The 26733-nt window shown below is 71.9% G+C and carries 15 protein-coding genes; 7 read left to right on the top strand and 8 right to left on the bottom strand.

What is annotated here, in order from left to right:
* Positions 1-16 precede the first annotated feature (16 nt).
* A complete protein-coding gene (locus ACSHXC_RS39345; RefSeq protein WP_438296124.1) occupies positions 17-262 on the bottom strand; it encodes a hypothetical protein in 246 nt (81 codons plus the stop codon).
* Positions 263-366: 104 nt separating this feature from the next.
* Here ACSHXC_RS39345 and ACSHXC_RS39340 point away from each other — a divergent pair, with 104 nt between their 5' ends.
* Positions 367-456: a helicase gene (locus tag ACSHXC_RS39340; RefSeq protein ID WP_438296123.1), complete on the top strand. Its 90-nt coding sequence runs from the start codon at positions 367-369 to the stop codon at positions 454-456.
* Between the two features lie 720 nt (positions 457-1176).
* Positions 1177-1362: a hypothetical protein gene (locus tag ACSHXC_RS39335; RefSeq protein WP_438296122.1), complete on the top strand. Its 186-nt coding sequence runs from the start codon at positions 1177-1179 to the stop codon at positions 1360-1362.
* 434 nt (positions 1363-1796) lie between these two features.
* Here the strand turns inward: ACSHXC_RS39335 and ACSHXC_RS39330 are convergent, their stop codons facing one another.
* Positions 1797-2084, bottom strand: coding sequence for a hypothetical protein (locus tag ACSHXC_RS39330; RefSeq protein ID WP_438296121.1), 288 nt, complete (start codon positions 2082-2084; stop codon positions 1797-1799).
* Between the two features lie 54 nt (positions 2085-2138).
* Between ACSHXC_RS39330 and ACSHXC_RS39325 the strand changes: the two genes are divergently transcribed.
* On the top strand, positions 2139-2870 hold the full coding sequence (locus ACSHXC_RS39325) for a MerR family transcriptional regulator (protein ID WP_438296120.1): 732 nt from the start codon (positions 2139-2141) through the stop codon (positions 2868-2870).
* An 81-nt stretch (positions 2871-2951) separates the two neighbouring features.
* Here ACSHXC_RS39325 and ACSHXC_RS39320 read toward each other — a convergent pair whose 3' ends face one another.
* Entirely contained in the window at positions 2952-5402 is a 2451-nt protein-coding gene (locus ACSHXC_RS39320) for an ATP-binding protein (RefSeq protein ID WP_438296119.1), read from the bottom strand.
* Between the two features lie 438 nt (positions 5403-5840).
* On the opposite strand from ACSHXC_RS39320, the gene ACSHXC_RS39315 reads away from it, so the two are divergent.
* From ACSHXC_RS39315 to ACSHXC_RS39305, 3 genes are all read left to right on the top strand, one after another.
* Positions 5841-7415, top strand: a complete 1575-nt coding sequence (locus ACSHXC_RS39315) for a Na+/H+ antiporter (protein WP_438296118.1) — start codon at positions 5841-5843, stop codon at positions 7413-7415.
* A gap of 88 nt (positions 7416-7503) precedes the next feature.
* Positions 7504-8046: a hypothetical protein gene (locus ACSHXC_RS39310; protein WP_438296117.1), complete on the top strand. Its 543-nt coding sequence runs from the start codon at positions 7504-7506 to the stop codon at positions 8044-8046.
* A gap of 135 nt (positions 8047-8181) precedes the next feature.
* Positions 8182-10158, top strand: a complete 1977-nt coding sequence (locus tag ACSHXC_RS39305; protein WP_438297078.1) for an APC family permease — start codon at positions 8182-8184, stop codon at positions 10156-10158.
* 111 nt (positions 10159-10269) lie between these two features.
* Here ACSHXC_RS39305 and ACSHXC_RS39300 read toward each other — a convergent pair whose 3' ends face one another.
* On the bottom strand, positions 10270-10857 hold the full coding sequence (locus ACSHXC_RS39300) for a TetR/AcrR family transcriptional regulator (RefSeq protein WP_438296116.1): 588 nt from the start codon (positions 10855-10857) through the stop codon (positions 10270-10272).
* A 182-nt stretch (positions 10858-11039) separates the two neighbouring features.
* Here ACSHXC_RS39300 and ACSHXC_RS39295 point away from each other — a divergent pair, with 182 nt between their 5' ends.
* The gene (locus ACSHXC_RS39295; RefSeq protein ID WP_438296115.1) at positions 11040-11441 is read left to right on the top strand and encodes a DUF6463 family protein; all 402 of its coding nucleotides are present in this window, start codon (positions 11040-11042) and stop codon (positions 11439-11441) included.
* A gap of 26 nt (positions 11442-11467) precedes the next feature.
* Here the strand turns inward: ACSHXC_RS39295 and ACSHXC_RS39290 are convergent, their stop codons facing one another.
* Genes ACSHXC_RS39290 through ACSHXC_RS39275 form a run of 4 tightly spaced genes read right to left on the bottom strand, consistent with a single transcriptional unit; the run spans position 11468 to position 26730 of the window.
* Positions 11468-16234, bottom strand: coding sequence for an amino acid adenylation domain-containing protein (locus ACSHXC_RS39290; protein WP_438296114.1), 4767 nt, complete (start codon positions 16232-16234; stop codon positions 11468-11470).
* The gene (locus ACSHXC_RS39285) at positions 16231-20445 is read right to left on the bottom strand and encodes an amino acid adenylation domain-containing protein (protein WP_438296113.1); all 4215 of its coding nucleotides are present in this window, start codon (positions 20443-20445) and stop codon (positions 16231-16233) included. Before ACSHXC_RS39285 ends, ACSHXC_RS39290 begins: the two co-directional genes overlap by 4 nt.
* Positions 20438-21394 carry a 3-hydroxyacyl-CoA dehydrogenase family protein gene (locus ACSHXC_RS39280; protein ID WP_438296112.1) on the bottom strand — a complete coding sequence of 319 codons (957 nt, stop codon included), beginning with the start codon at positions 21392-21394 and terminating at the stop codon, positions 20438-20440. The genes ACSHXC_RS39285 and ACSHXC_RS39280 overlap by 8 nt, the downstream gene beginning before the upstream one ends.
* A gap of 32 nt (positions 21395-21426) precedes the next feature.
* Entirely contained in the window at positions 21427-26730 is a 5304-nt protein-coding gene (locus ACSHXC_RS39275; RefSeq protein ID WP_438296111.1) for a condensation domain-containing protein, read from the bottom strand.
* Positions 26731-26733: the final 3 nt, after the last annotated feature.

Raw genomic sequence — 26733 nt, 5'->3', positions numbered from 1 at the left:
CATGGCCCCGGGACCATCACAGTTCCGGGGTCATGTACTGCCGCGCGACGGGCGCCCCGACTCCAGCCGCACGCGGCTGTCGCCCCGGGTCCCGGATGTTCTGGAGCCACAGGACGTCGTCGTCCTCGTCCCGGGACAGGACGAGGTAGGCGGCGCCCGGGTACATGGCGGTGAGGGTGTCGGCGATCGTGCGGGCCAGCCCGCGCGCGGTTGCCAGGGCAGCTTCGCGGGCGGTGGTGAAATGGTCGACGGTGGTACGCATTCCAGCTCCCTGCGGGAGGCCGGCGTGAGCAGCGGACCGTCATTCCGCGCCAGCACACCGAACACATCGCCATCGACGGCCAGGACCACGACGTACGCCTCGGCGTGTGGTTCACCAACCAGAAGACCCGCCGCGGCAAACTCAACGAACAGCAACTCGCCCAACTCGCCGACCTCGGCATCGACTGGGCGTAGGCCGTCAGGGTGACCGCAACCGCGGCCAGTTGTTGAACCGGTGGCTCAAGGAAGTGGAACTGCACAGGAGTCCCGGGGAACGGCGTGGCCCCGGGACTCCGTGCTGCCGGACACCGGCACCGCCGACCCGCTGCCGACAGCAGATCCGAGCCCACACCCGTCCACGGACATGCAGGCCGCTCCCGCCGACCGATGGCGGATCCGGCGCCGAACTGCACGGCCCCTGCCACAGGGTGTCCCCGCAGGGCGTCCCGCCCAAGCAAGCCCCCCAGACACGACCGGTGAGACGGGAGCACCGGCAGGCCCCCGGCAGGACACCACGCTTCACCGGTGGTGGGCCGTGCGCTCCCGCAAACCTCCCCGGGGAGCGGGAGCGCACTCTTTCCAGGCGCGCGCGGGACGGGCGGGGGAGCGCCCGCGCGGGGAACTGCCCGAGCGGGAGACGGGAAGAAAGCCCGCGCGGGCTCGCCACCTCCCCGCACACCCGCACAGGCGGCGTTCGCTTCCCGACAGGCTCCAGGGAGGAATCTTGCTCTTCACTCATTCAGCCGCTCTCCGCTGTCGCAGCAGGAGTTCCGGGGAGAGGCTGACCATGAACAACAGGCTCACGGCTACCGTCGCCTGGCGCCCCACCGGCGCACGCCCGTCCACACGGACACCCAGGGCCGGGCCAGCCATCGAGCCAACCCCAATGACCCGACAGAAAAGGAGAACCTTCCCATGCGCCGTACCGCCGCCATCATCCTCGGAGCCGCCTGCCTCCTCGGCTTCACCGCCACCGCCGCAACAGCAGCAGTCCCCACCCACACCGCCACCGCCAGCACCCCCGCCGACGAGTGCGGCCAGAGCTGCCACGACAACGACTTCAACTTCAACCAGGACAGCGGCGTGGGCAACTGGCACTGACCCACCCCCACTCTTCCCCACACCACCCACAGAACACAGGTGGCCAAGGAGCATAGAGACACACAGGGTCCCGGGACACGGCCACAGCCACAGTCCCGGGATCCTGCATGCCAGACACCAGCCACCAGACTCCCCAGGGTTCTCCGGCCGGGATCAGCCGCTGAACCGGCGCGGCATCGGTTCGTCGTGCCCTTGTCACGGGCTGTCCCGCGCGCGGGCAGGCCGTACCCGTGGAGGTTGTCCATGGTGAAGTCGAAGGTGGGCCGTCCTGCGCACGGTGGTGCAAGGACGCCAGGGGATGGCTCCCCTGGGGTGGCACCAACGTCATCCGGTGTCTTCACGTTTCGACTGTCACGGCGGCGACGTTTGTCGTCGACATGCCATGGGCGGACAGCGGCACCACTGAGCCCGCCGCAAGGTGGCCACTGGATTCCTCAGCCCGGATGCCCCTCAACCGGTGCCTCCAACATCCGCTCCAGCTCGTTCGCGGCCTCGTCGTACCCGGCGTCGGCGATCCGTTGCAACTCGCGCAGATCGCCGGCCGCGACCGCGCGCCGAGTGAGCATCGACCCGGCGTACAGGGAGCCCTCGTCCAGCAGTTCACTCAGTTCCCCGAGGTCACCGGCTGCGTCGGCCAGATCGGCCAGCCGGTCCAGAGCGGTCTCGTTGCCCTCGTCGGCCAGCTCGCGGAGGGTGTCCCCATCGACATGCATGTTCGCCATGACGCCATGCTGCAACCCTGCCCCAGGGGAAGGGTCAAGTGGCACGATGGCCGAGTGATCACCATCGGGCAGCTGGCCGGATACGTCGGAGTGTCGGTCAAGACCATCCGCGTCTATCACGACAAGGGGCTGCTCCCCGAGCCCGACCGGGATGCGTCCGGCTACCGGGGGTACGGCGCGAACGACGCCATCGACCTGATCAAGATCCGCACCCTCGCCGAATCCGGCGTCCCCCTGGCCCGCATCCGGGACCTGCGATCGGCCTCCGACGAGGAGTTCCAGCAGGCCCTGCGCGAGATCGACGACGAACTCACCGACCGCATCCGGAGCCTGCGAGCCACCCAGGGTCGCCTGCGCCAACTCGCCACCGGGCAGTTGGCAGCGCTCCCCACCGAGGTCGACGCACATCTGAAGCGCCTGGCCCGCTGGGGATTCACCCCTCGATGGGTGGATCTGCAACGCGACCTGTGGATCCTCGTGTTCGCCACCCACCCCGACCACGCGATCACACTGTTCCACGACCAGTCCGAAACCCTGGCCGACCCGGCACTGCGGCAGCTCTTCCTCGACTACGACCGCGCACATGACCTCAGTGCCGGCGATCCCCGCCTCGACGACCTCGCCCGCCGGATCGTCAAGGCGACCCGCGAACGCTACGGCCCCCACGAACCGCCCGAACTGGATGCAACGTCCGACATCCCCGCCCTCATCCAGGGCACGGTCAACGCCGCGTCCCCGGCATGGCAGCGACTCGACACCCTCATTCGTGCACAACTGGGCGCGTGACCCCACGCCCCCCGGACCTCACGGTGCTGCCATCAGTCCGCTTGCGCCGCCGACGACGGGGCGGCCACTGCCCGATGCGGCCTAATGCGCGAGGTCGGCAGCAGGCAGGGACAGCACCATGGTCAGGCCACCCCCCGGGGTGTCCTCGGGGGTGAGCGTGCCGGACATCGCCTCCGTGAGGCCGCGGGCCAGGGCCAGGCCCAGGCCGACGCCTGTCGTGTTGTCCGTGTCCCCCAGCCGCTGGAACGGCACGAACGCGCGCTCGCGGTCCTCGGCCGGCAGCCCCGGGCCGCGGTCGATGACCCGTACCTCGACCCGGTCGTCGAGGGTGCTCGCGGTGAGCAGGACAGCCCGATCCGGTGGGGTGTGGCGGGCGGCGTTGCTCAGGAGGTTGGCGACGACCCGCTCCAGGAGGGGCGGGTCGGCCAGGACCGCCGGGACGGCGTTCAGACACGGGATGTCGACGCGCGACTGCGGAGGAAGCGACTCCAGAGCAGTGGGGAGCACCTCCTCCAGGGCGGTGGCCCGCAGGTTCAGGTTGAGTGCGCCGGCCTGGAGGCGGCTCATGTCGAGGAGGTTGTCGATGAGCCGGCCGAGCCGGGCCATCGACTCGTCCGCGGTGGCCAGGAGTTCGTCACGGTCCTCGTCCGTGAACTCCACGTCCCGGCTGCGCAGCGAGGCGATCGCGGCCCACCCGGCGGCGAGCGGGGTGCGCAGGTCGTGGCTGACGGCCGCGAGCAGCGCGGTGCGCATCCGGTCGGCGGCCCTGACCGGTTCGATCTCGGCGGCGGCCTCGGCCAGTTGGGCCCGCTCGACGGCCACGGTGACGTGTGCGGCGAACGCGGCCAGGACCTTGCGTTCGGAGGACGGCAGGGTGCGGCCCCGCAGCACCAGATGCGCTTCCTCGCCGATCGGCACCTGTACGGCGGCCGTGTCGGTGACCGGTGCGGAGGTGAGCTCGGCCGAATCCATCCCGAAGGTCTCCCGCGTACGTTCGAGCAGGGCCGGAATCGCCTGGTCGCCCCGCACGATGGATCCGGCGAGCGACGACAGCGTCTCCGCCTCCGCCGTCGCCCTCGCCGAGCGGCGCGAAAGCCGCAGCGAACGGTCCACCACCGCCGCGACCGTCCCCGCCACCACCGCGAACACCACTGTCGCAAGCACACTGTTCACATCGGAAAAAGTGAACTGCCCCACCGGCGGCATGAACCAGTAGTTCAGGAGCAGCGACGCGGTAATCGAGGCGACCACCGCGGACACCACACCGCCCACGCACGCCACCGCAACCACCGCGAGCAGGAACAGCAGTGCCTCACTCGTCAGGTTCAGCGTTCCCCTCGTCCCGTCGAGCAGCAGGGTGAGGAGGACCGGCAGGACGAGGCCGACCACCGGGCCGGCGATGAGCCGGCGGGTCGACAGGGTGCGGCGGCGTGAGGGCAACTGCCGTCCTCTGCCTGCCCGTTCGTGGGTGACCATGTGGACGTCGATGTCCCCGGAAAGCGCGACGATCGTCTCTCCTATGCCGCGTCCGGTCACGAACCGTTCCAGGCGGCCGCGGCTGCTGGTGCCCACCACCAGCTGGGTGGCGTTCTCGGCCCGGGCGAACTCGAGGAGCGCGGTGGCGATGTCGTCGCCGACCACCGAGTGGTAACTGCCGCCGAGGCTCTCCACCAGCGCCCGTTGCCGGGCCAGCGCCGCCGGCGAGGACCCCGCGGCCAGCCCGTCGCTGCGCGCCACATGCACCGCAAGCAGGTCTCCGCCCACCGACCGGTCCGCGATCCGGGCCGCCCGCCGGATCAGGGTCTCCCCCTCCGGCCCGCCGGTCAGGGCCACGACCACTCGTTCCCGGGTCTCCCACACCCGGTCGATACCGTGCTCGAAGCGGTACTTCTGGAGTGCGTCGTCCACGCTGTCCGCCACCCACAAAAGCGCCAACTCCCGTAGCGCGGTGAGGTTTCCGACCCGGAAGTAGTTGGCGAGGGCGGCATCCACCTTCTCCGGCGCGTAGATGTTGCCGTGGGCCATGCGGCGGCGCAGCGCCGGGGCGGGCATGTCCACCAGCTCGATCTCATGGGCCCGCCGCACCACCTCGTCGGGGACGTTCTCCTGCTGCGGCACCCTGGTGATCTTCTCCACCACGTCCTTGAGGGACTCCAGGTGCTGGATGTTCACGGCTGTCACGACATCGATCCCGGCGGCGAGCAGCTCCTCGATGTCCTGCCACCGCTTGGCATGCCGACCGCCGGGAATGTTGGAGTGGGCCAGCTCGTCGACCACCGCCACCCCGGGACGCCTCTCCAGCACCCCGTCGAGGTCCATCTCCTCGAACTCCCCACCCCGATAGGTGCGTTGAGCTCTGGGCAGGACCTCCAGGCCCGCGAGTTTGGCCAGGGTGTGGGGGCGCTTGTGGCACTCGACGTACGCCACCACGACATCCGTGCCGCGATCCGCCCGGCGCCGCGCCTCATCCAGCATCCGGTACGTCTTGCCCACCCCAGGAGCCGCCCCGAGATACACCTTCAACCGACCCACCCGCCCCGGCGGGACATCCCCTCCGGACAGGGCATCCCTTCCACGCGGAACATCCCCTCCGGGCGGGACATCCGGCTCCACCACCACAGCACCTGCCTCCTCACGCCGTACGCGCACCCCGCCCCGCGGAGTCCCCGCACGGCCGGGGCCCGATGTGTCACTCCGATCATCGCCGGACAGCGCACGGGAGAGCAGCCTGGGCACACGACATTGACACGTTCCTGACCCGGGCGGCCGGCGGGGCTGCCGCGACCGGCCGAATCAGTGCGTCGTCCTCAGCACCGGTCCGGGTGGATCAGCGCGAAAATCAGGTATCCGAGGAGGCATCCGGCCACGCACAGTTTGATGATCCGCGTATCGATAGGGTGAAGGTGGTGTGCCGGGAAGTCTGGTCGGCGTTGCGGGCCAGCGGGGCCCGCATTCGTTCCTGGGGGCGGCATGCGCGGCGTCGGTACGGTCCTGTTCCTCGTGGTGCTCGCCACGCTGGTGGCCACGGGCGCCCGCCGATGGCGCATCCCCGCCCCCTCGCTCCTGGTCGTCGCCGGTCTGACCGTGGCCCTGATGCCGGGCAGCCCCGCGATCCAGGTGACGCCCGAGCTGATCGGTCTCGTCGTGCTGCCGCCGCTCCTGTACGCCAGCGCCGAGGAGATTTCCTGGCGGGAGCTGCGCGCCGTGTGGAAGCCGGTGGGGGTCCTCGCGTTCGGCCTGGTACTCGCCTCTGCCGCGGTGGTGGGCTTCGTCGCGTCCGTACTGACTCCCCTGCCCTGGCAGATGGCACTGGTCCTCGGAGCGGTCCTCGCCAGCACCGACCCGGTGGCGGTCACCGCGCTCGGCCGACGCCTGGCCCTTCCTCCGAAGGTCCAGGTCCTCGTCCAGGCCGAGAGCCTGTTCAACGACGCCACCTCGCTGGTCCTGTTCAAGGTGGCGGTGAGCGTCGCGGTAGCCGCGTCGGCCGTCTCCTGGCCGGGCGCGGGCGGCGAGTTCGCACTCCTCGCCGGTGGCGGCACCCTCATCGGAGCCGCGACCGCCGGCCTCGTCGCGCTGATCCGGCGGCGCACCGAGGACCCGGTCCTTGAGACGGTGATCGCCCTCGTCACCCCGTACGCCGCCTACGTCCTTGCCGAGGCCGCCCACACGTCCGGAGTCACCTCGGTGGTGGTCGCGGGGGTGCTGCTCGGCGGCCGTTCGGACCGGCTGACCAGCTCCCGCATACGGCTCCAGCTGCACGCCGTGTACGGCACGGTGGTCTTCCTCCTGGAGAGCGTGGTCTTCAGCCTGATCGGGCTCTCGCTGCCCGGCCTGATCCGCGAACTCGGCGACGGCGACCGGCTGTGGCCGTTGTACGCGCTCGCCCTTGCGGGCACCCTGATCGCGATCCGGATGCTGTGGATCTTCCCGCTCTCCGCGCTGATCCAGCACAGGAGCGGCCGGACCAAGACCAACTGGCGGGTTCCCGTGGTCCTTTCGTGGGCGGGTACCCGCGGCGTGATGCCACTGGCGGCCGCGCTGTCCATCCCCGCCGTCACGCCCGACGGCAGCAGGCTCGCCGGGCGCCCGCTGGTTCTGGTCCTCACGACGGCCGTGGTCGTGGTGACCCTCGTGGTGCAGGGCTTCTCCCTGTCGTCGGTGGTCCGCCGCTCCGGCATAGCCCTTGAACCCGACCACACCGAACGCGAGGAGGCCCAGGCCCGGCTCAGCCTCGCCGGTGCCGCGCTGCGCCGCCTGGAGGAGATCGTCGAGCTGGAGGCCGTGCCCGACGTGGTCGCCGACCGGCTCCGCCGCGCCCTGCTCGCCCGCCAGGAACACGCCCGCGAGCGCCTCGACGACATGGGCGGCGCCAACGGCCGGACCGAGACCGCCGACCACGTCTACCGCCAGCTGCGCCGTGATCTGATCGTGGAGGAAGCCACCGAACTCCAGCGCCTCTACGACGACCACCGCATAAGCGAGACCACGCGCCGCCGCCTCCAGCGCTCACTCGACCTGGAGGAGGCCCGGCTCGCGGACGCCTGATCTCCCCGGCGTCAGGAAGTCGTCAGACCCCCATCAAGACTGGCCGTCGCACCACGACATCCGCACCCCGCGCCCTTACGGTCCCGGCATGGGAAGACGGACGACGCATGCGATGCGGGAAGACCGGGCGGTGCCGCTCGCGTACGACACGACCTGGGCGGGCGAGGCCCGCTCCGCCGTGGGGTACGCGACCCTGCTGTTCGCCCTGCTGCTGACGGTCGACGAACTGGCCGACACCCTGACCGACCTGCGCGCCGCACTGTGGCTGAGCCTGGGCGTCCTGCTGCTCCTGGTGCTGTGGCCGGCCCGGGTGTCGGTGGGGCGGGGCCGGCTCGTCTCGCGGAGCCTGTGCGGCGAGCGCACCGTACGCACCGACCGGCTGGTTTCGGTGCGCTGGTCCAGCGGCGTCGCCCAGCGCCTCGTCCTGCGGGACGCCGACGGCAACCGGGCCGAGCTCGACCCGAAGGTGCTCGTCGCCAATCCCCCGCTGTGGCACGTCCTCGACGCCGACGCCCGCACCAGCGTCGACCGGGGCCTGCTCCGCTGCGGCGAGACGGCGTTGCGGCAGATGGCGGCCCGTATCGACAAGGAGACGGCCCGCACTGTGTTCAAGGTCTCCGGCATCGAGTAGGCGTTTCATCCCGTTATGCAGGCATCTTCGAGAACCTTGACGGGCTCTTAACAGCCAACTCGCCGACGCTTTTCCTAGGCTCACGCCGTGTTGAACGTGACCGGCGTCCTCAAGCGCCTCGTGATCGGCCGCGCCATGCGCAGCGAGGAGCTGGGCGAGACCCTGCTCTCCAAGCGGCTCGCGCTGCCGATCTTCGCTTCCGACCCGCTGTCGTCCGTGGCGTACGCGACGCAGGAGATCCTGCTCGTGCTCACCCTCGGCGGGCTGGCCTACCTCCACTTCACCCCGTGGATCGCGGCCGGGGTGGTCGCGCTGATGGCGGTGGTGGTGCTCTCGTACCGCCAGGTCGTGCACGCCTACCCCAGCGGCGGCGGCTCGTACGAGGTGGTGTCGCGCAACCTCGGCCCGGCGGCCGGTCTGGTGGTGGCCGCGTCGCTGCTCGTCGACTACGTCATGACGGTGGCCGTGTCGGTCGCGTCCGGCGTCGACAACATCATCTCGGCGATCCCCTCGCTGGCCGGGCACCGCGTGCTGCTCGCGCTCGCCTTCGTCGCGGTCCTCACCGCGATGAACCTGCGGGGCGTCCGCGAGTCGGGCCGCACCTTCGCCGCCCCGACCTACCTCTTCATCGGCGGCGTGATCATCATGGTCGCGACCGGCCTGATCCGGTACGTGCTCGGGGACGCGCCGGTCGCCGAGTCGGCCGCGTACGGCATCCACCCCGAGCCCGGCAACCAGAACCTGGCCGGGATGGCTCTGATCATGCTGGTCCTGCGCGCCTTCTCCAGCGGCTGTACGGCGCTGACCGGCGTGGAGGCGATATCCAACGGTGTGCCCGCCTTCCGCAAGCCCAAGGCGAAGAACGCGGCGGGCACGATGGCGGCGATGGGCATCATCGCGGTGGTCATGTTCGTCGGCGTGACGGCCCTCGCGCTGATCGCGAAGGTCCACATCACCGACAGTTCCTGCCAGTTGACCGGCATCGGCGGCGACTGCGAGGCCTTCACGCAGAAGACGGTCATCGCCCAGCTGGCCTCGGCGGTCTTCGGCGGCGACCACTCCATCGGCTTCTTCGTCATCCAGGCCGCGACCGCGCTGGTGCTGATCCTGGCCGCGAACACCGCCTTCAACGGCTTCCCGCTGCTGTCCTCGATCCTGGCCCAGCACCGCTATCTGCCGCGCCAGCTGCACAACCGGGGCGACCGGCTCGCCTTCTCCAACGGCATCCTGGCCCTCGCCGTCGTCGCGGGCGCGCTGCTCTGGGCGTACAAGGCGGACGTCACCAGCCTCATCCACCTCTACATCCTGGGCGTGTTCACCTCGTTCACGCTGTCGCAGCTCGGCATGGTGCGGCACTGGAACCGCGCTCTGCGCACCGAGCCGGACCCGGCGACGCGGCGACGCCACCAGTCGGCGCGGGTCGTCAACGCGCTGGGCGCCTGTGTGACCGGGCTTGTCCTGGTGATCGTGCTGATCACGAAATTCACCCAGGGTGCCTGGCTCGCCGTGGTGGCCGCGATCGTGCTGTGGGTGATGATGCGCGGCATCCGCCGCCACTACGACCGGACCTCGGCCGAGCTGGCCGTGGAGGACCCGCGCGATGAACTCGTCCCGCCCTCAAGGGTGTTGGGGGTGGTCCTCGTCTCGACCATCCACAAGCCGACCCTGCGCGCCCTGGCCTACGCCCGCGCCTTCAAGCCGTACCAGCTCGAAGCGCTGACGGTCGCCGTCGACAAGGAGGAGACCGGCGACCTGCAGCGCCGCTGGCAGGACCTGGACGTCGACGTCCCGCTGAAGGTGCTGGCCTCCCCCTACCGGGAGATCACCCGGCCGGTCGTCGAGTACGTCCGCACGATGCGGCGCGCGAGCCCGCGCGATGTGGTGGCCGTCTTCATACCCGAGTACGTGGTGGGCCACTGGTGGGAGAACCTGCTGCACAACCAGTCCGCCCTGTGGCTCAAGAGCCGCCTCCTGTTCACCCCGGGCGTGATGGTGACGAGCGTCCCCTGGCAGCTGACCTCCGCCGCCCACGCCGACCACCCCGCCGCCCGCGCCCCCGGCTCCGTCCGCCGAGGCGAACCGGCCAACTCCCGCCCGGGATCGGCGACTTAACCGACGGGGGCGGCGCGTTCGGCCCCTCCCCCGACGGCTCCCCGGGCATCGCGCGCAGCCGGGACGCCGGTGTGCTGAGGGGGTGACAGAGAAACGGCCCTGACGGCCCCGTCAGTGCGGTTCGGCCGCTCCGTCGGGGTCGCTGTGGTAGCGGTCGGCCAGGGCGGTGATCCCTGCCGTGGCGGCCGTGGCGAGGTCGGTGACCATCGCGTCGTCGACGGGCAGGTTGACGATGAAAAGAGCGGACGCCAGGGAGCCGAGCACCAGCAGGTGGGCCATGGCGGGGTCGACGGTCCCGGCCAACTCTCCGCGGGCCACGGCCCGTTCGATGATTTCGGCGAAGAGGGACTGTTCGGCGGCCAGGAAGGTGTCCTGGAACCGCTTGTCCAGCCCGGGATTGACGGCGATCTCGCTGATCAGGGCAGGTGCCAGCTGCCGGGCCGCCGGGGTGGCCATGCGGACGTGAAACGCGCGGACCAGCGCCAGCAGGTCCCCGTGCAGCGAGCCGGTGCCGGCCAACGGGGGCAACTTCTCCTCGTACATGGTGGCAGCGAACGCCATCTCCGCCTTGGACGCATAGCGGCGGTAGATCGCCGCCTTGCCCACCCCGGCACGTGCCGCGATCTGATCGACGGTCAGGGCCGGGTAGCCGACCTCGTCGATCAGCTCACGCGTGGTCTGCAGGATCTTGTCATCCACGCGACTGTCCCGGGGACGTCCGCCCCGTTGCCTTTTCGCCGTCATGCCCGCACTATACGGAACGAGAGTACCGAAACTGAAGTACCGGAACTAACGTTCCGGAGATCTCGCACCCCTGCCACGCAGGGACGACCGCGACGAAGTCGCACCGCGCGGCTTCACGACAGGAACGGAGAACCGAGATGATCAAGTGGGCAGGCTGGATCATCACGTTATTCGGAACCGCGCACACACTCCTCGCCCTGACCGTGGAGAAAGCCGGGCGCCACGCCGGGACATGGTTCAGCGGCGGGCTGTGGAGCGAGGACCTTGCCGACATGAGCCCGGCGGGCAGCGCGTACTGGCTGAGCCTGGAAAGCTTCGGCCCACCGCTCGTCCTGGTCGGCCTGATGGTGCTGTGGCTGGACCGCCGCGGCATCACCCCACCGGCCTTCATCGCCTGGGCGCTGGGGAGTTGGAGCGTCGTCGACGCCGTAGTCCTCCCGTTCACGCCCTGGCCGCTCATCGCGCTCGCCTGCGCCCTACTGCTGATCGGAGCCCGCCGCGACAACCCCGCACCCAAGGCCGGGCTTCCACGAGCGTGAGCAGTTCTGGCAGCGAGGACCTCACATCACCCCGCGCCGCCGGCTCCCGTGTCCCCTGCTGTACTGCGCCCCTCCTCCGGCCCTGACAGGTCGATGTCGTGGACCGGGATGTCCGGGGTCGTGGCGGCCGTACGCAGCAGCCGCGTGAAGCGGGAGCAGAGGGCCTCGACGGTGGGCCGGTCGAACAGGTCGGTGCGGTATTCGGCCACACCGTCGAGTCCGCGGCAGGTGCCGTCGGCGTCCCGCCGCTCGAACAGGCCGAAGGTCAGGTCGAACCCGGCGGAACCCCTGCCGACCAGGTCCACTGTGGCGGACCCGCCCGGTAGCTCCAGCCGTTCGGGGAGGGACGGGGCGAGCACCAGCATCACCTGGAACAGGGCTCGGCCGAACACGGCCCGCCCGCTCGCCGCCCGCCGTGGCCCCTGCGCCTCCACGACCAGGTCGAAGGGCACGTCCTGGTGGGCGAAGGCCGCCAGATCGGCCTGTGTGACGCGGCCGAGCAGCTCACGGAAGGTCGGCTCTCCCGAAGTGTCGGTGCGCAGCACGAGCGTATTCACGAAGAACCCGACGAGGGCGTCGAGTTCCGCGTCCGCGCGGTCGGAGACCGCCGTGCCGATCGGGATGTCCGTGCCCGCGCCGAGGCGGGTGAGCAGCGCGGCCAGTCCGGCGTGCACCACCAGGAAGAGACTGGCCTGCTCGTCCGCGGCCAGCTCCAGGAGCCGCCCGTGTACGTCCGCGGGGACGGCGAAGGCGACCGTGTCGCCGGCGGTGTGCGCCGGACGCCCGGACGGCTTCCGCTCCGTACGGTCGGTGGGGAGCGGGATGCGTTCCGGCAGACCGGCCAGGGCCTTGTTCCAGTAGGCGAGTTGACCGGTGCGCAGGGCGCTGGGCTCGCCGTCGGTGCCGAGCAGTTCGCGCTGCCACCGGGTGAAGTCGGCGTACTGCGTGGGCAACGGCGACCAGTCGGGGGCGCCACCCTTGACGCGGGCCCGGTACGCGGTGGTGAGGTCGTCCAACAGCCGGTGCAGCGAGGCGCGGTCGCAGGCGACGTGGTGGAGGAGCAGGAGCAACGTCTGCCTGCGCGAGGCCTCCGTGGTGAAAAGGACCGTGCGCAGGGGGAGTTCGCGCTCCAGCTGGAAGGGGCGGCCGGCCGCGGCGTTCAACGCGGCCGACAGCTGGTCCGGGGCGACGGGTTGGATCGCGAGTGCCGGGCGCGCGGCCGTGACCGGCAGGATGTGCTGGACCGCCTGGCCGTCCCGCTGCTGGATGAGGGTGCGCAGGGTTTCGTGCCGGTCCGTGAGGTCGCCCAGGGCGGCACGAAGCGCTTCCCGGTCGAGCTCCCCGTCCCAGCGCAGCGCCAGGGGAACGTTGTAGGTGCTGTCGGGGCCGGCGAGCTTGTGCAGGAACCAGAAGCGCCGCTGGCCGAAGGAGAGCGGGACCGGTTCGGCGCCCCGGTCCTCGGCGAGCGGAAGCCTTGGGACGGGCCGGGGCCCCGAGGCCATGGAGGTGTCGCCCGAATGATCGGCGTCGCCCAGATGAGCGGCGAGCCCGGCGACGGTCGGGTGGAGGAAGACGTCCCTGACGTCCAGCTCCGCGCGGGCGCCGAGGCCGGCCCGGCGCACCAGGGTGACCAGCCTCGTCGCCTGCAGGCTGTCGCCCCCGAGGTCGAAGAAGTCGTCGTCGGCGCCCACCTGTTCCACGGCGAGCACGTCGGCGTACAGCCCGGCCAGTTCGGCTTCCAGCAGCGTGTCCGGGGCACGTGACGGCGTGTGCGCGCGGGCGAGAGGGGCGGGGAGCGCCGCCCGGTCCAGTTTCCCGTTGGGGGTGAGCGGCAGCCTGTCGAGCGGGACGAACAGGGACGGGACCAGATGCGCCGGAAGCCGCTCGCGCAGCCATCCCCGCAGCCGGGCAAGGGCCGGCCCGGGATCGTCCGCCGCGGCCTCCCGGGTGAGGACGACATAGGCCACCAGCCGTGCGGCCCCGTCGGCTCCCTGATCGCCGTCCGACCCGGCGCGGGCCGGACCGTGCGGAACACCGGAGCTCGCGAGGACGGCGCCGCCCGCCACACCGGGGGCGGCCAGCAGTGCCGCCTCGACCTCGGCGGGTTCGATCCGGAAGCCACGGATCTTGACCTGGTCGTCCGCCCTGCCGAGATACTCCAGCGAGCCGTCCCGGCGGGCGCGTACGAGGTCGCCCGAGCGGTAGAACCGGGACCCGGCGGGGCCGAAGGGGTCGGCCACGAAGCGCTGCGCCGTCAACGCGGAACGGCGCAGATAGCCCCTGGCCACACCGGAACCCGCGACGTACAGCTCACCGGCCACGCCGGGGGGCACCGGGCGCAGCCGGTTGTCCAATACGTACAGCCGGGTGCCGGCGATGGCCTTGCCGATCGGGACGGCCCGCGCCGTGCCATGCCCGTGGTCCAGGTCGAGCCGGGTCGAGAGGACCGCGGTCTCGGTGATGCCGTACATGTTGACCAGGACGGGCGCGGCGTCCTGGTGCCGCCCGTACCAGGAGCGCACGACGGCAGGAGAGAGCGCCTCACCACAGAAGATGATCCACCGCAGAGCCAATTTCCGCCCCAGCTCGGGCTCTTCGGCGTCGGCCTGCTCCAGCGACCGGAAGGCGGAGGGGGTCTGATTGAGCACCGTCACGCGTTCCCGCGCCAGCAGGTCGAGGAAGGCGCCGGGAGAGCGGCTCACCTCGCGGGGGACGACAACCAGCCGGCCACCGTGCGCGAGGGCGCCCCACATCTCCCACACCGAGAAGTCGAAGGCACAGGAGTGGAACATCGCCCAGGTCTCGTCGGGGCCGAAGCCGAACTCGGCGGCTCCAGCCTGCAACAGCGCCACCGGACCGCGGTGCGGGACCACCACGCCCTTGGGGCGGCCGGTGGATCCGGAGGTGTAGATGACGTACGCGGCATGGTCGGGTGTCAGCGGTCCCGTGCGGTCCGCGTCGGTCGGGTTGGCGTCGCTGTCCGTCGGGTCGGCGTCGCTCGTCGGTGACGCGGTCGTGGCCGCGGCGGCTCCCGTCGGGTCCGTCTCGGTGAGAACCCATACCGGCTGGGCGTCGGCGAGGATCCGCTCCGTGTGCTCCGGCGGCCATGCCGTGTCGAGCGGGAGGTAGGCCGCGCCGGTCTTGGACACGGCCAGGATTGCGGTGACCACGTCCTCGGAGCGGGGAAGCAGGACGGCGACCGTGCGTTCGGGTCCTGCGCCGCGCCGGATGAGCGTCCTGGCCAGCCGGTTGGCGCGCGCGTTGAGCTCGGCATAGGTGAGCTGCCGGTCGCCGTGGCCGACTGCCGGGGCGTGCGGCGTAAGTGCGGCCCAGTGTTCGAACAGCTCGGGGAGCGTACGGGGCGAGGAGGGTGCGGGGGTGCCGATTCCCGGTACGAGCAGCCTGCGCTCTTCCGGTGCCAGCAGGTCCAGCTCTCCGACGGGGCGCCGGGGTTCGTCGATCAGCTGGTCGAGCAGGCGGACGCAGCGGTCGGCCTCGGCGGCGACCTCCTCGGGCTCGTACCGCCCGGCCTCGGCGTGCACCTCCACCATCAGGCCGGCCCGGCCGTGTTCCGGCCGGACCATGACGGAGAGGTCCTCTCCCGCGCCGGTGTTGAGCTGTCTCAGGGTCATCGGCCGCCCGGCGAAACCGCGGCCGAAGCTGAAGGGGACGATGTTCGCGGTCAGTTGGTACGGAGCCTGCGCGGTCCCGGTGAAGCCGAGGTCACGGCGGAGGTCCTCGTACCGATAGCGCTGGTGGTCGAGGCACAGCGCGGTGGCCTCGGCAACCGTCCGGATCAGGTCGGCGGTTGGCCGGCGCGGGTCGACCGGTACCCGCAACGGGAGCACGTTCGACGCCGCACCGGTCACGGCGCCGGCTGTCTTGGGGGTGCGGCCGGCGACCGGGAACCCCACGACGACCTCATCGCCCCCGCCGGTACGGGCATGGTCCAACAGGACGGCGGAGGCGGTCGCCACCACCGTCCAGGGGACGTCGAGTTCGCGTGCGCGTGCGCGGAGGGCGGCCACCCGGTGCGCGGGCATGCGGGACGCGCCGCGCACCGGTGCCCCGCCCGTCCCTCCGATGTCCGTCGGTCCTGGTGTGTCCCGGCCCGCCGAGCCCGTCCGGGACACACCCGGCCCGAGGGCTCCCGGCCAACCGGCCATCTTCGCCATCCAGAACTCACGGTCGGCTGCGAAGTCGGGCGTGGAGCGGTAGGCCCGCTCGGCGTTGAGCAGGGTGTCCAACGGCACCTGGTGGCCGGCCTCCGGGGTCTCGCCGCGCTCCAGCGCCGCATAGATCGAGCCGAGCCGCCGGGCGAACAGCGCCAGGCCGAAGCCGTCCACCACCAGGTGGTGGACGAGTAGATACCAGCAGACCCGGTCCTCGGAGAGGCGCAGGAACGCGGTCCTGAACGCCGGACCGTTCGCCAGGTCGAGCGGGCGGGGGATGTCCGCCCACATCCAGTCCAGCGCGGCGGCCATCGGCGCGGGTTCCCGCTGGAGGTCGACGACGGGAACGTGCCAGGTGGGGAGGGGGTCGGCCCATTGCCTCGGCTCCCCGGAGGCCGTGACGGCGAACCGGGACCGGAACGGCTCGGTCTCCGTCACGGCGAATCGGAAGGCGGCCTCGTACAGCTCCGGATCGAGATCTCCGGCGACGTCGAACGCACTCGCCAGCTGGAACCGGGCCGGGGGCGCCAGCTGCTGCGCCACCCAGATGCCGTGCTGCCTCGTGGTGAGCGGTATCGACGGGTGACCCGCCGCGTGCACATGCCCCGGCTCGTTCCTCACGGAGTGTTCACCGACCCCTTCTGTGGTGCCTCGGCGGCCCACCGTTCGACGAGTACGCGGCCCACGTCGCGGAGCGCGGCGGGGCCTCCCATCTCCGTGTGCGTCCAGTCGACCGGCAGGACCTCAAGCGACCCCTTGATCAGCGGGCGCCACAGGCCGAGCGCGGCCTCGGCCGGGTGTTCCCGCGCAGTGAACATCACGGTGTTCCCGCCGAACGGGCGGGGCTCGTGCAGGCCGGCGATCCGCGCGTTGTTGGCGAAGGTCCGGGCCAGCGCCGCGATCCGCTGCTCGTCGAACGAGGCCAGCAGTCCCCCCTGCGCACGGGCGATCTCCACGAACCGCGGATACGTCAGTGACTCGCCCGCCCCCGGGGAGGGGTCGTAGCCGAAGAATTCCAGAAGCATCGAGAGGACGTCCCGGCCGGCGAGCGAACCCGGCGCGGCCTCGGCCGAGGCCGCGGCGTCGGCCACGTTCGTGCCCGCGGGGTGGGCGTCCAGGATCGCCAGCGTCTCCACCGACTCGCCGCTCTCCTCCAGCTGTACCGCCATCTCGTGAGCGACCACCCCGCCGAAGGACCAGCCGAGAAGGTGGTAGGGGCCCGTGGGCTGGACGGACCTGACATGGTCCAGGTAGTCCGCCGCCATCTCCCGCAGGGACGCCGGCAGGGCTTCGGGGCCGTCCAGGCCCCGGGCCTGCAGGCCGTACACCGGCCGGTCCGTGCCGAGCGGCGAGGTGAGTCCCGCATAGCACCAGGAGAAGCCCGCCGCCGGGTGCACGCAGAAAAGAGGCGGCTTGTCGCCCGCCTCGCGCAGAGGCAACAGGACCCCGCTGCCGGCTTCGTCGGACCTCTCCCGGGTGCCTCGCCGCCGGGGCGCCGCTTCGGTGGTGGTGTACAGCCCGACCCGGGCCGCTCGCCCCCTGTCCTCCGCCTTCGTACGGTCCACGGCCCGAGTGCTCTTCGTCCCGTTCGCCTCGCGCACGACCCGGGCCAGCGCTCCGACCGTCTTGTGCTCGAAGATGTCCTGCGGTGTGAGGACAAGACCCGCCCGACGCAGTCGGCTCAGCAGCTGGATCGACATCATGCTGTCGCCGCCGAGGTCGAAGAAGCTGACGTCCGTGGCGACTTCGGGCAACCCGAGCACCTCGCGGAACCCCCGCGCCACACGCTCCTCCCGCGCCATGTGTCCCTCCCCCGCTCCTTCGGTGGCGAGCGAAGCGAGATGGGGGTCCCCCCGGACGAAGGCTGGGGGAAGGTCGGCCTCAAGCGGCCGCAGTCCCACCGGCGGCTTCTCGCGGTCGAGTTTGCCGCTGCCCATGCGCGGCAGCGCGGAGGCCGCCATCAGCTCGGCCGGGACCAGATGTGCCGGCAGCCGCTCGGCCACCCAGTCCCCCAGCGCGTGGCGGCCGGGGATGCGGGCTCCCTGCGCGGGCACCAGGTAGGCCACGAGCCGGGCGTCGCCGCTCGGCCCCTTGCGGACACAGGCCATGACCTCGGTGACGGCGGGGTGCCGGGCGATCACCGCCTCCACCTCGCCGAGTTCTATGCGGAAGCCGTTGACCTTGACCTGGGCGTCCGCGCGGCCGAGGAAGTCGAGCAGGCCGTCGGGGCGCCGACGGGCCAGATCGCCGGTCCGGTACATCCGCTCGCCGGGCGGGCCGAAGGGGTCGGCGACGAAACGCTCCGCGGTCAGCCCGGGCCGGCGCAGATATCCCCGGGCAAGGCCGTCTCCCGCCAGGTACAACTCGCCCTGGCGGCCGGCCTCCACCTGGCGCAGCGAGCTGTCGAGCACGTAGGCGCGTACGTGGTCCAGCGGCCGTCCGATGGGCGGTGCGCCCTTCGGCACAGGACCGTCGCCCGCCGGGGCGGTGGCCTGGACGGTGGCCGCGGTGGCATGGACGGTGGCTTCGGTGGGCCCGTACACGTTGAGTACCCGGGTACCGGGCATGATCTCCCGGATGCGGTCGGCGAGGGTGGCCGAGAGCGCCTCACCGGTCATCGAGAGCGTCGTGGCCGACACGTCGAGACCGCCGGTCTCCAGCAGCCGGGAGAACACCGAAGGGACGGCGCACAGCAGACCGCCCGACCAGCGCGGCGGGTCGCCGTCGAGCAGCGACAGGAGGCTGTCGATCACCTCGACGCTGCCGCCGCCCGCCAGCGCCGGGAAGATCTCGGCAACCGACACGTCGAAGGTGAAGGAGCTCGCCGCCAGCACGTGCGCCAGCGACTCGGCGCCGAACCCGGCGGCCGCCCAGTCCACCAGCGCGACCACACCACGGTGCGGGACCACGACCCCCTTGGGCGTACCGGTGGAGCCCGAGGTGTAGATGACGTACGCGGGATGCGAGGTCAGCAGCGGCTCGGGGCGGTCGGCGTCGGACGGCGCCGTGGGTGGGAAGTGCTCCAACTCCCCCGCGATCGCGGGGTCGTCGAGCCGGATGGTCGTGGTCCACCGGCTCGCGACGTCCGCGGCGTACGACTCGGTGGCGGTGTCGGTGAGCACACAGAGCGGTGCCGCGTCCCGGACCATGAACCGGAGCCGCTCGGCGGGGTAGGCGGGGTCGAGCGGCAGGTACGCGGCGCCGGCCTTGAGCACCGCGAGCATGGCCACGAGTGTCCCGGCGCACCGCGGGAGCAGCAGCCCGACTACCGACTCCGGGCCGGCACCCCGGTCGAGCAGGAGCCGGGCCAGCCGGTTGGCGCGCTCGTGGAGTTCGGCGTAGGTGAGCTTGTCGTCGGCGCCGATGACGGCGACCGCGTCGCAGTGGCTCCGGGCGGCGTTCTCCAGCAGGTCGGTGAGCGTCCGGCGGGGCGCTCCGGAGGTGGTGCCGCTCGTCGGGGAGCCAACGGCCGCCCGCCCGTCTTCCGCCGGCAGGTCGAGGGTGCCCAGCGGGTTCCCCGGGCCGGCCACGGCCAGCGACAGCAGGCGCCCGAAACGCTCGGCGTGCGCGTCGAGTTCGGCGGCGCGATAGCGGTCCGCCGCACCGCTGAAGAGGACCCGCAGCCGCTGGGTCACGGGGTCGTCGTCGAGTACGACGCGTATGTCGTGGACCGGGTCGGGCACCAGGTCGTGGACCGCCACGGACAGTTCACCGAACCGCACGTGGGTCCCAGGGGTGCGGATGTCGGCGATCGGCCCGAACAGCCGGGGCCGGTCGTCCGGCGCCCCGGCCGCGCGACACAGACCCCGGTGGCCCAGGCGCTGGTGCCGGACCGCCTCGCGCGACTCCCGTGCGACGTCCTGGACGAGCTCGGCGAAGGTGGTGGCGGACCGTACCGTCAGCCGGAGCGGCACGATGTGGTCGCTCGCGTCCGGGACGCGCCAGCTCACCCGGCTCGGCCGGCCGTCGAGCGGCATGCCGATCACCACGTCCGTGGCGCCGCTCAGCCGGTGGGTGTAGGCCGCCACGGCGGCGCACAGCACCGCCCGTGCCGGCACGCCGCCGTAGCGGGCGATGGCACGTACGCGTTCGGTGTCGGTGGTGCCGAGCGTCACCGGGCGGGAGTTGACAGGCGCCCGCGACCCGTCGGCGTCCTGGACGGGAGCGGCGGCGAAGGTCACCGGCTCGGGGAGATCGGCCAACTGCCGGCGCCAGTAGGCGCGGTCGGCCGCCTGCACGGGAGATCCGGCGTACCCGGCCGCTTCCGAGGCCAGGTGGGCCCGGGTGGCCAGGGCGCCGTCGGCGGCCGGGCGGCCCTCGGCGAGCGCGGTGTACACCTCGGAGACCCGGCGGGTGATCAGCGCGCAGCCGAAGCGGTCGACAGCGGCACGGTGGTGCTGGTGGAACCAGTGGTGGCGGTCCGGGCCCAGCCGCAGCAACGCCTGGGTGGACGAGAGCCGCTCCGTCTCCTCGCCACCCGGTGCGAGCTCCGCTCCCCGCTTGAGCGCCGCGCGTGTCCACGCGTCGGCCGCGCCCCCCGGGTCCGCCTCCGTGCTCAGGTCCACCACGGGGACCCGCAGGCTGTCCGAGCTCTCCGGGGCAGGCGCGTCCGGTTCCCCGCCCGCGAGGCGCACCGGCCGTGCGCTGGTCTCGGCCATGACGTGGGCGACCGCCTTGCGCAGCGTGTCGAGGTCCAGGTCGCCGTGGATCTCCACGAGCTGGGCGATGTGGCTGCCGGGGGCGGTGGGCCCCGAACCGGAGTGTCGTACGACATGCCGGGCGTCCTGTCCGCCGGCGGACGTGTCAGCGGCCGCGCCCTCACGGTCAGCCACGGTCGGTTCCTCCTCGCGATACGAGGTGCTGTGGCGGGTACGTGTAGAAGCCGCTGCCCGACTTGCGTCCCACCCTGCCTTCGGCGACGAGACGGGACAGCAGGGGGCAGGGCCTGAAGCGGTCCTCGCCGGTGTGCCTGCGCAGCACCTCCAGCGAGTCGACGACGGTGTCGAGTCCGATGAGGTCGGCCGTGCGCAGCGGCCCCATGGGGTGACCGAAACAGTCCTGGAAAATCCGGTCCACGGTCTCGGCGTCGGCGGTTCCCTCGCCCAGCACGGCGGCCGCCTCGTTGAGCGTCAGCATCAGCACCCGGTTCGTCACGAAGCCGGGGGCGTCGCGCACCACCAGGGCGTGTTTTCCGATGTGGGTGAGGAAGGCTTCCGTGCGCTCCAGGGTGAGGTCGCTGGTCTCCGGCGCGCGGATGACCTCCACCGCGTCCTTGAGCGGCGCCGGGTTCATGAAGTGGGTGCCGATGACCCGGTCGGCGCGGGCGGTGAAGGACCCGAGGCGACTGACCGGGATGCAGGAGGTGTTGGACGCGAAGATCGCCTCGGCTCGGCAGATCCGGTCCAGCTCGCGGAGGATCCCCTCCTTGATGTCCTCGTCCTCCCGGGCACACTCCACCACCAGGAGAGCGGCGGCCATGTCGGCGAGCTCGGCGGACCAGGTCACGAGGGACTCGGCGTCGGATGCGGGCGCGCCCGCACGCGTCTGCCGGGCCCCGCCGCGCAGCAGCGTGGCCGTCCTGATCCCGGCGCGGAGCCGGGCCGGTCCCGAGGCCAGCGCCCCGGGGTCGTTGTCGACGACGACCACGGGGAGGCCGGCTTCGGCGAAGCACTGCGCCACGCCGATCCCCATCGTGCCCGCGCCGACGATGCCCACTGGTGACCCGTCCGGAACGGTCTGGGCGCTCTGCATGATGTGTTGAACGTCGGTCTGATCGCCCACTGTTGCAGGTCTCCTTCGTAGGCCGGGCCGCGTCAGACGGTGTGCGCGGGCCGTGCCGTGGTCGGCTTCGCAGGTGTGCTTGTGCTGGTTGTGGGGCGGGCGGGCCACAGACTCGACAGCGGTGCGCCGGGGGCGCGGGTGGCCGCACGCAGCATCGCGAGCAGTCCGTCGAGCAGAGCGCGGGCACTCGACCGGTCGAAGAGCTCGGTGCGGTAGTCCAGCGAGACGGACAGCTCGTCCCGCCCCGGCCCTTCTACGACGGACCAGGAGAGGTCGAGGTCGCTGCGGCCGCGCGGCAGCGTGAGCCGTCCCGCCTCCGTGCCGGGCCACCGCAGCGGGGCCGCCTCCACTCCGGCCGCCGAGCCGAGTGTCGCCGGCAGCGCCCGGTAGGAGTACGCCACGTCGAACAGTGGTGCCCTGCCGGGCTCGTCGGGCAGTCCGGCGGCCCGCACGATGTCGGCGAGCGGCACGTCCCGGTGCTGTTCCGCGCCGGCGACGGCGCGCCGTACCCGGTCGGTGAGCTCCTCGAAGGACGGGTCGTCGGCCAGGTCCAGACGCAGCGGCAGGCTCCGCGTGAAGGGACCCACCCGGGTGCGGGCCGCCGGGAGGGGAAGGGCCGTGCCGGTCAGCCCGATGAGCGCCTCGTCCGCCTCCGTGTGCAGGGCGAGCAGGGCGGCGAGGGCCGCCAGCACGCTCTCCCTGGTCCCGGAACGGCCCACCGCCTGGGCGAGGTCGCCGGGAATCCGGGACCCGAGGGTGGCGGTGACGCGAGTGCCGTGGGCGGGCCGGGCTCGGTCCAGCGGGGGCGTGCCGTCGGCCAGCCCCGTCAATGTCCTTCTCCAGTAGGCGAGTTGGTCCTCTCTCTGCGGGCCCGTCCAGGGCTCGGTGTGCTCGCCGGACGGCGTGGGGAGTCCGGGCAGCTCGGCGCGGCGTCCGTCCAGGCGGGCGCCGTACAGAGCGAGCAGGTCCCGGAAGAACACCTCCGGCTGACCACCGTCGTAGGCGTGCTGGTGGGTGGTCACCAGCAGGACGTGCTCGGCCGGCCCCGTCGTCGCGAGGAGTGCGTGGAGCCGGCGACCCGATGCCGGATCGAGTACGAGTGCGGCCTCGGCCTGCGCGATCTCCCTGGCCGCGAACAGGGGCTCGCTCTCGCCGGAGACGTCCGCGGTGGCGAGGAAGCCGTCGCCGAGCAGCGAGCGGTGCCCTACGGCTTCGACGGCCCTGGCACGCAACACCTCGTGCCGCTCGGCCAGTTCCTCCAGCGCCGTGCGCAGCACGGGAAGCCGCACCTCGCCACGCAGCTCCAGACAGCTGACGACGGGGGTGGCGACCGGGACGGCCGGGGCAGGCGGCGTGCCCGGTCGGTCCGCGACCGGTCCGGTGGACGGCGGAGGACCACCGGGGAGGTCGCCGCAGCACGTGTCCTGGTTGTCTGCGACGGCGTACAGCAGTTCGACGAACGCCTCGGACAGGGCGGAGATCGTGTCTGCGTCGAAGAGCCGCGTCGCGTACTCCATCATGACCACGATCTCGTCCTTGTCCGCCAGCTCGCCGACGACCATCGAGATGTCGAACTTGGCGGTGCCGGGGGGCAGTCCGGGGAAATGCGGGATGACCTCCGGGTCGTGGGCCGGTCCGACGACGATCTCGCCGAAGGAGGCGGCCGGTGGCAGCGTCTGGTGCACGTACATCACGTCGAAGAGCGGGTTACGACGCGGATCGCGGTCGACCGCGACCTCGCGCACGACCTTGTCGAACGGGATCTCCTGGTGGTCGAGGGCTCCGAGCACCACGGCGCGCACCCGGCGCAGCAGCTCGCGGAAGCTCGGGGCGCCCGACAGGTCGGTGCGCAGCGCGACGGTGTTGTTGAAGAAGCCGAGCAGATCCCACAGTTCGGGCCGGTTACGACCGATGGTCGGGGTGCCGACGACGATGTCCCGCTGGCCCGACCGGCGCGCGAGCAACACGTTGAGCGCGGTGAGCAGCACCATGAACAGCGTGGCCCTCTCCTGGGCGCCCACCTCGCGCAGCCGCTGCACCAGGGTGCCCGGGATGGTGAACCCGTGGGTCGCACCCGCGAAGTCCATCCGGCCGGGACGCGGCCGGTCGGTGGGCAGCTCCAGCGTGGGCGGGTCGCTCAGCCGTTCACGCCAGTAGCTCAGTTCACCGTCGAGGCGGGAGCCGGCCACCAGCTCGCGCTGCCAACGCGCGTAGTCCGCGTACTGCACCGGCAGCGGCTCGATGTCGGGCGCCCGTTTCTCCAGGCGGGCCGTGTAGAACTCCAGCAGGTCCCGCAGGTGGATCTGCGGAGCCCAGCCGTCGTTCACCGCATGGTGCATGCACCAGCAGACGATGTGGTCGTCGTCACCGAGCCGCACGACGGTCACCCGTACGAGCGGCTCGTAGGCGATGTCGAAGCCCCCGCGTGTGGCGGCGGTGACGACCGCGCCCGCCGCGGTCATCGGGGCGTCCTCGCCCGAGACGTCCAAGTACGTGAAGAAGTCGCCCAGTTCGGGCCGGATCACCAGCTCGGGCCTGCCGTCGGCCTCGGCGAAATTGGACCGCAGCACCTCGTGGCGGCGTGCCAGGTCTTCCCAGGCGAGCCGGAACCTCTCGACGTCCAGGGGGCCGCGGTACCGGGAGGCGCCGGGGAGGTTGTAGAGCGTGGTCGTCGGGTCGATCTGGTGGTGGAGCCACATGCGCTCCTGCCCGTACGAGAGCACCGGTTCGCCGCCCGGGACGATCGGCGGCAACTCGGCGTCGGGCACCTCGGGGACGACCGGGGCCGTCGGCGCGTGCGGGGCCCGCTCGTGAATGGCCTCCGCGAGTGAGCTGACGACGGGGTGGTCGTAGATGTCCGCCAGCTTGAGCCGGACCCCGTGCCGTACTCGTACGCGCTCCACGAGCTGGAGAGCGATGACGGAGTTGCCGCCGATGGAGAAGTAGTCGGCGTCGGCCGGGACGTCGTCCGCGTGCAGCAGCTCGACGAGGGTGTCCCGCAGCCAGTCCAGTACGGTCCGGGACCCTTCGGTCCTCTGCTCGCCGGGTGCGCGGACCGGTTCCTCGGCAGCAGGCGCAAGCGCAGGCACCGGCACGGGAGCCGGAGCAGAGGGCCGATGGAGTGCTTCGTCGAAGGACACCACTTCACCCAGGGGCCTCGCCCAGCAGCGGACGCCGGTGAACGGATGTCCCGGCAGCGGAACCCGGCCCGCCGACGGGTGGGCCCGCAACGCCGGCCAGTCCAGGCCGACGCCCTCCTCGTACAGCCTGCCCAGGAGCTCCAGGACGGCGGCCTCGGCGTCGGCGGCACCGGGCCGCAGACGGAGCACGCGGGCGTCCGGGCGGGCGTGGAGGTGGGCCGTCAGCCGGTCGCTGATCTCGCCACGGGAGGCCAGCTCCACGAACACCACGGGGCCTTGGGAGAGCTGCTCGTCCGCCGCCGCGTGGAGCTGCTCCACCCGCAGCGGGTCGCCCGCCACCGCCGGGTCCTGCCCGCTGTGCGCTCGCCGCAGCGCGGCGGTGTCCTCGGCGCTGAGATCGCCCCGCAGGTACCGGGCGGTGTAGCGGGAGATCCCCGAACTCATCAGCCCGTCCGGCGAAACGCCGGCCCGGACCAGCCGCTGGTACGTCGCGAGCTGCCCGCCGATCATCGCGGCGCGGTCGGCCGGTGCGGGCAGCTCGTCCGGCAACCGGTCCGGAAGCTGGTCCGGCTGCTGATCGCGCGGCTCGTAGGGGGTGGCGTCCCCGGAGAGCAGGAAGACCACCCGAGGTGCTGCCGTGGAGCCGGTGGCAGTCTCCTCGGCCGCCTCGCCCGCCTCCAGCCGACGCCAGGTGACCTCGGCGGCCAGGCGTGCCGCTAGCTCCGAGGTGTCCCGGGAGATCACGCACACACGGTGGGGGTCGTGGTCCCGTCCCTCGTTCAGCGTCCGCGCGACGTCGGGCAACGGGTGGGTGGTGTGGCGCAGTTCGAGCGACAGCTGCTCGCACTGGGCGAGCAGGTCGGCCCGGCTGCGGGCGGACACCGCGATCAGCTGCGGGGCACTGACGGCGGGGCGTACCGGGGCGGTCGCCGGGGGCTGCTCCACGACGCAGTGCGCGTTGACGCCGCCGAGGCTGAACGAGCTCACGCCGGCCCGGCGCGTCTCGTCGTCCCACTCCTGGAGCGAGGTGACGACCTCAAGGCGAGCACCTGCGAGGTCCACCTCGTCGGCGGGCTCCTCGAAGTGCAGCGACGGATACAGCTCGCCGTGGCGCACGCTGAGGACCGCTTTGATCAGCCCGGCGATTCCCGCGGCGTGGTCCAGGTGCCCGATGTTGGTCTTGACCGAGCCCACCTTCACCGTGCGGTCGCCGTCGGGACGGGCGAGAGCCAGGCCCTCGGCCTCGACCGCGTCGCCGAGCCGGGTGCCCGAACCGTGTGTCTCGATGTACCCGGCGGTCGCCGGGTCCAGCGAGGCATTGCGCCACGCCTTGGTGATGGCCTGTGCCTGCGAGCGGGCACTCGGGGTACTGATGGTCGCGGAGTGCCGGCCGTTGTGCACCACGGCGCTGCCGCGGATCACGGCGTGGATGAACGCGCCCTCCGCCACCGCCCGTTCCAGCGTGGTGAGGAGCACCACCCCGCCGCCCTCGCCGGCGCCCGCGCCGTCCGCGGCACGGTCGAAGGCGCGGGAGCGGCGGGTGGGCGAGGCGATGCCGGGGAAGTCGGCCACCGCGGCCGCCGGCCGCACGATGTGGTGCAGGTTCACCCCGCCCACGACGGCGTAGTCCGCGTCGTCGTCGGCGAGTTCACGGCATGCCTGGTGAACGGCGACGAGTGAGCCGTTGCAGCCGGTGTCCACGCCGTAGCAGGGGCCGGTGAAGCCGAAGAGGTGGGAGATCCTGGCGGGCAGGGCGCAGGGGATGTTTCCGCTCATGCCGAGGGTGCCGTGCTCGCGGACCAGAGGTGCGTAGCCGTTGCCCGGCGAGCTGAAGATCACCGCCGTCCGGCTGTCGCGGAGCCCGGACGGGGCGTATCCGGCGTTCTCCAGCGCCTCCTCGGTGAGCTGAAGTGCCAGCCGGTGCTGAGGATCCGTCACCTCGGCCTCACGCCGGGACAGACCGAAGTGCTGGTGGTCGAAGAGGTCGATCCGGTCGAGGTAGCCCTGCTCGGGATAGTCGTTGCGGGGATCGAGGCCTGTGGTCCGGATCCGTTCCGGAGTGATCGGGCGCACCGAGTCGCGCCCCGCCCGCAGGTTCTCCCGGAAGGCGGCGAGGGAGTCCGCCTGCGGGAACCGTGTGGCGATGCCGATCACCGCGACGGCCGGTCTGCCGTGTGTCACGTCCGTACCGCTCATGTC

It is taken from the genome of Streptomyces sp. HUAS TT7 (assembly GCF_051550175.1).
GTDB lineage: Bacteria > Actinomycetota > Actinomycetes > Streptomycetales > Streptomycetaceae > Streptomyces.
Note: the sequence above shows the minus strand (reverse complement) of the source record. Positions and strands in the feature narration are given on the sequence as shown.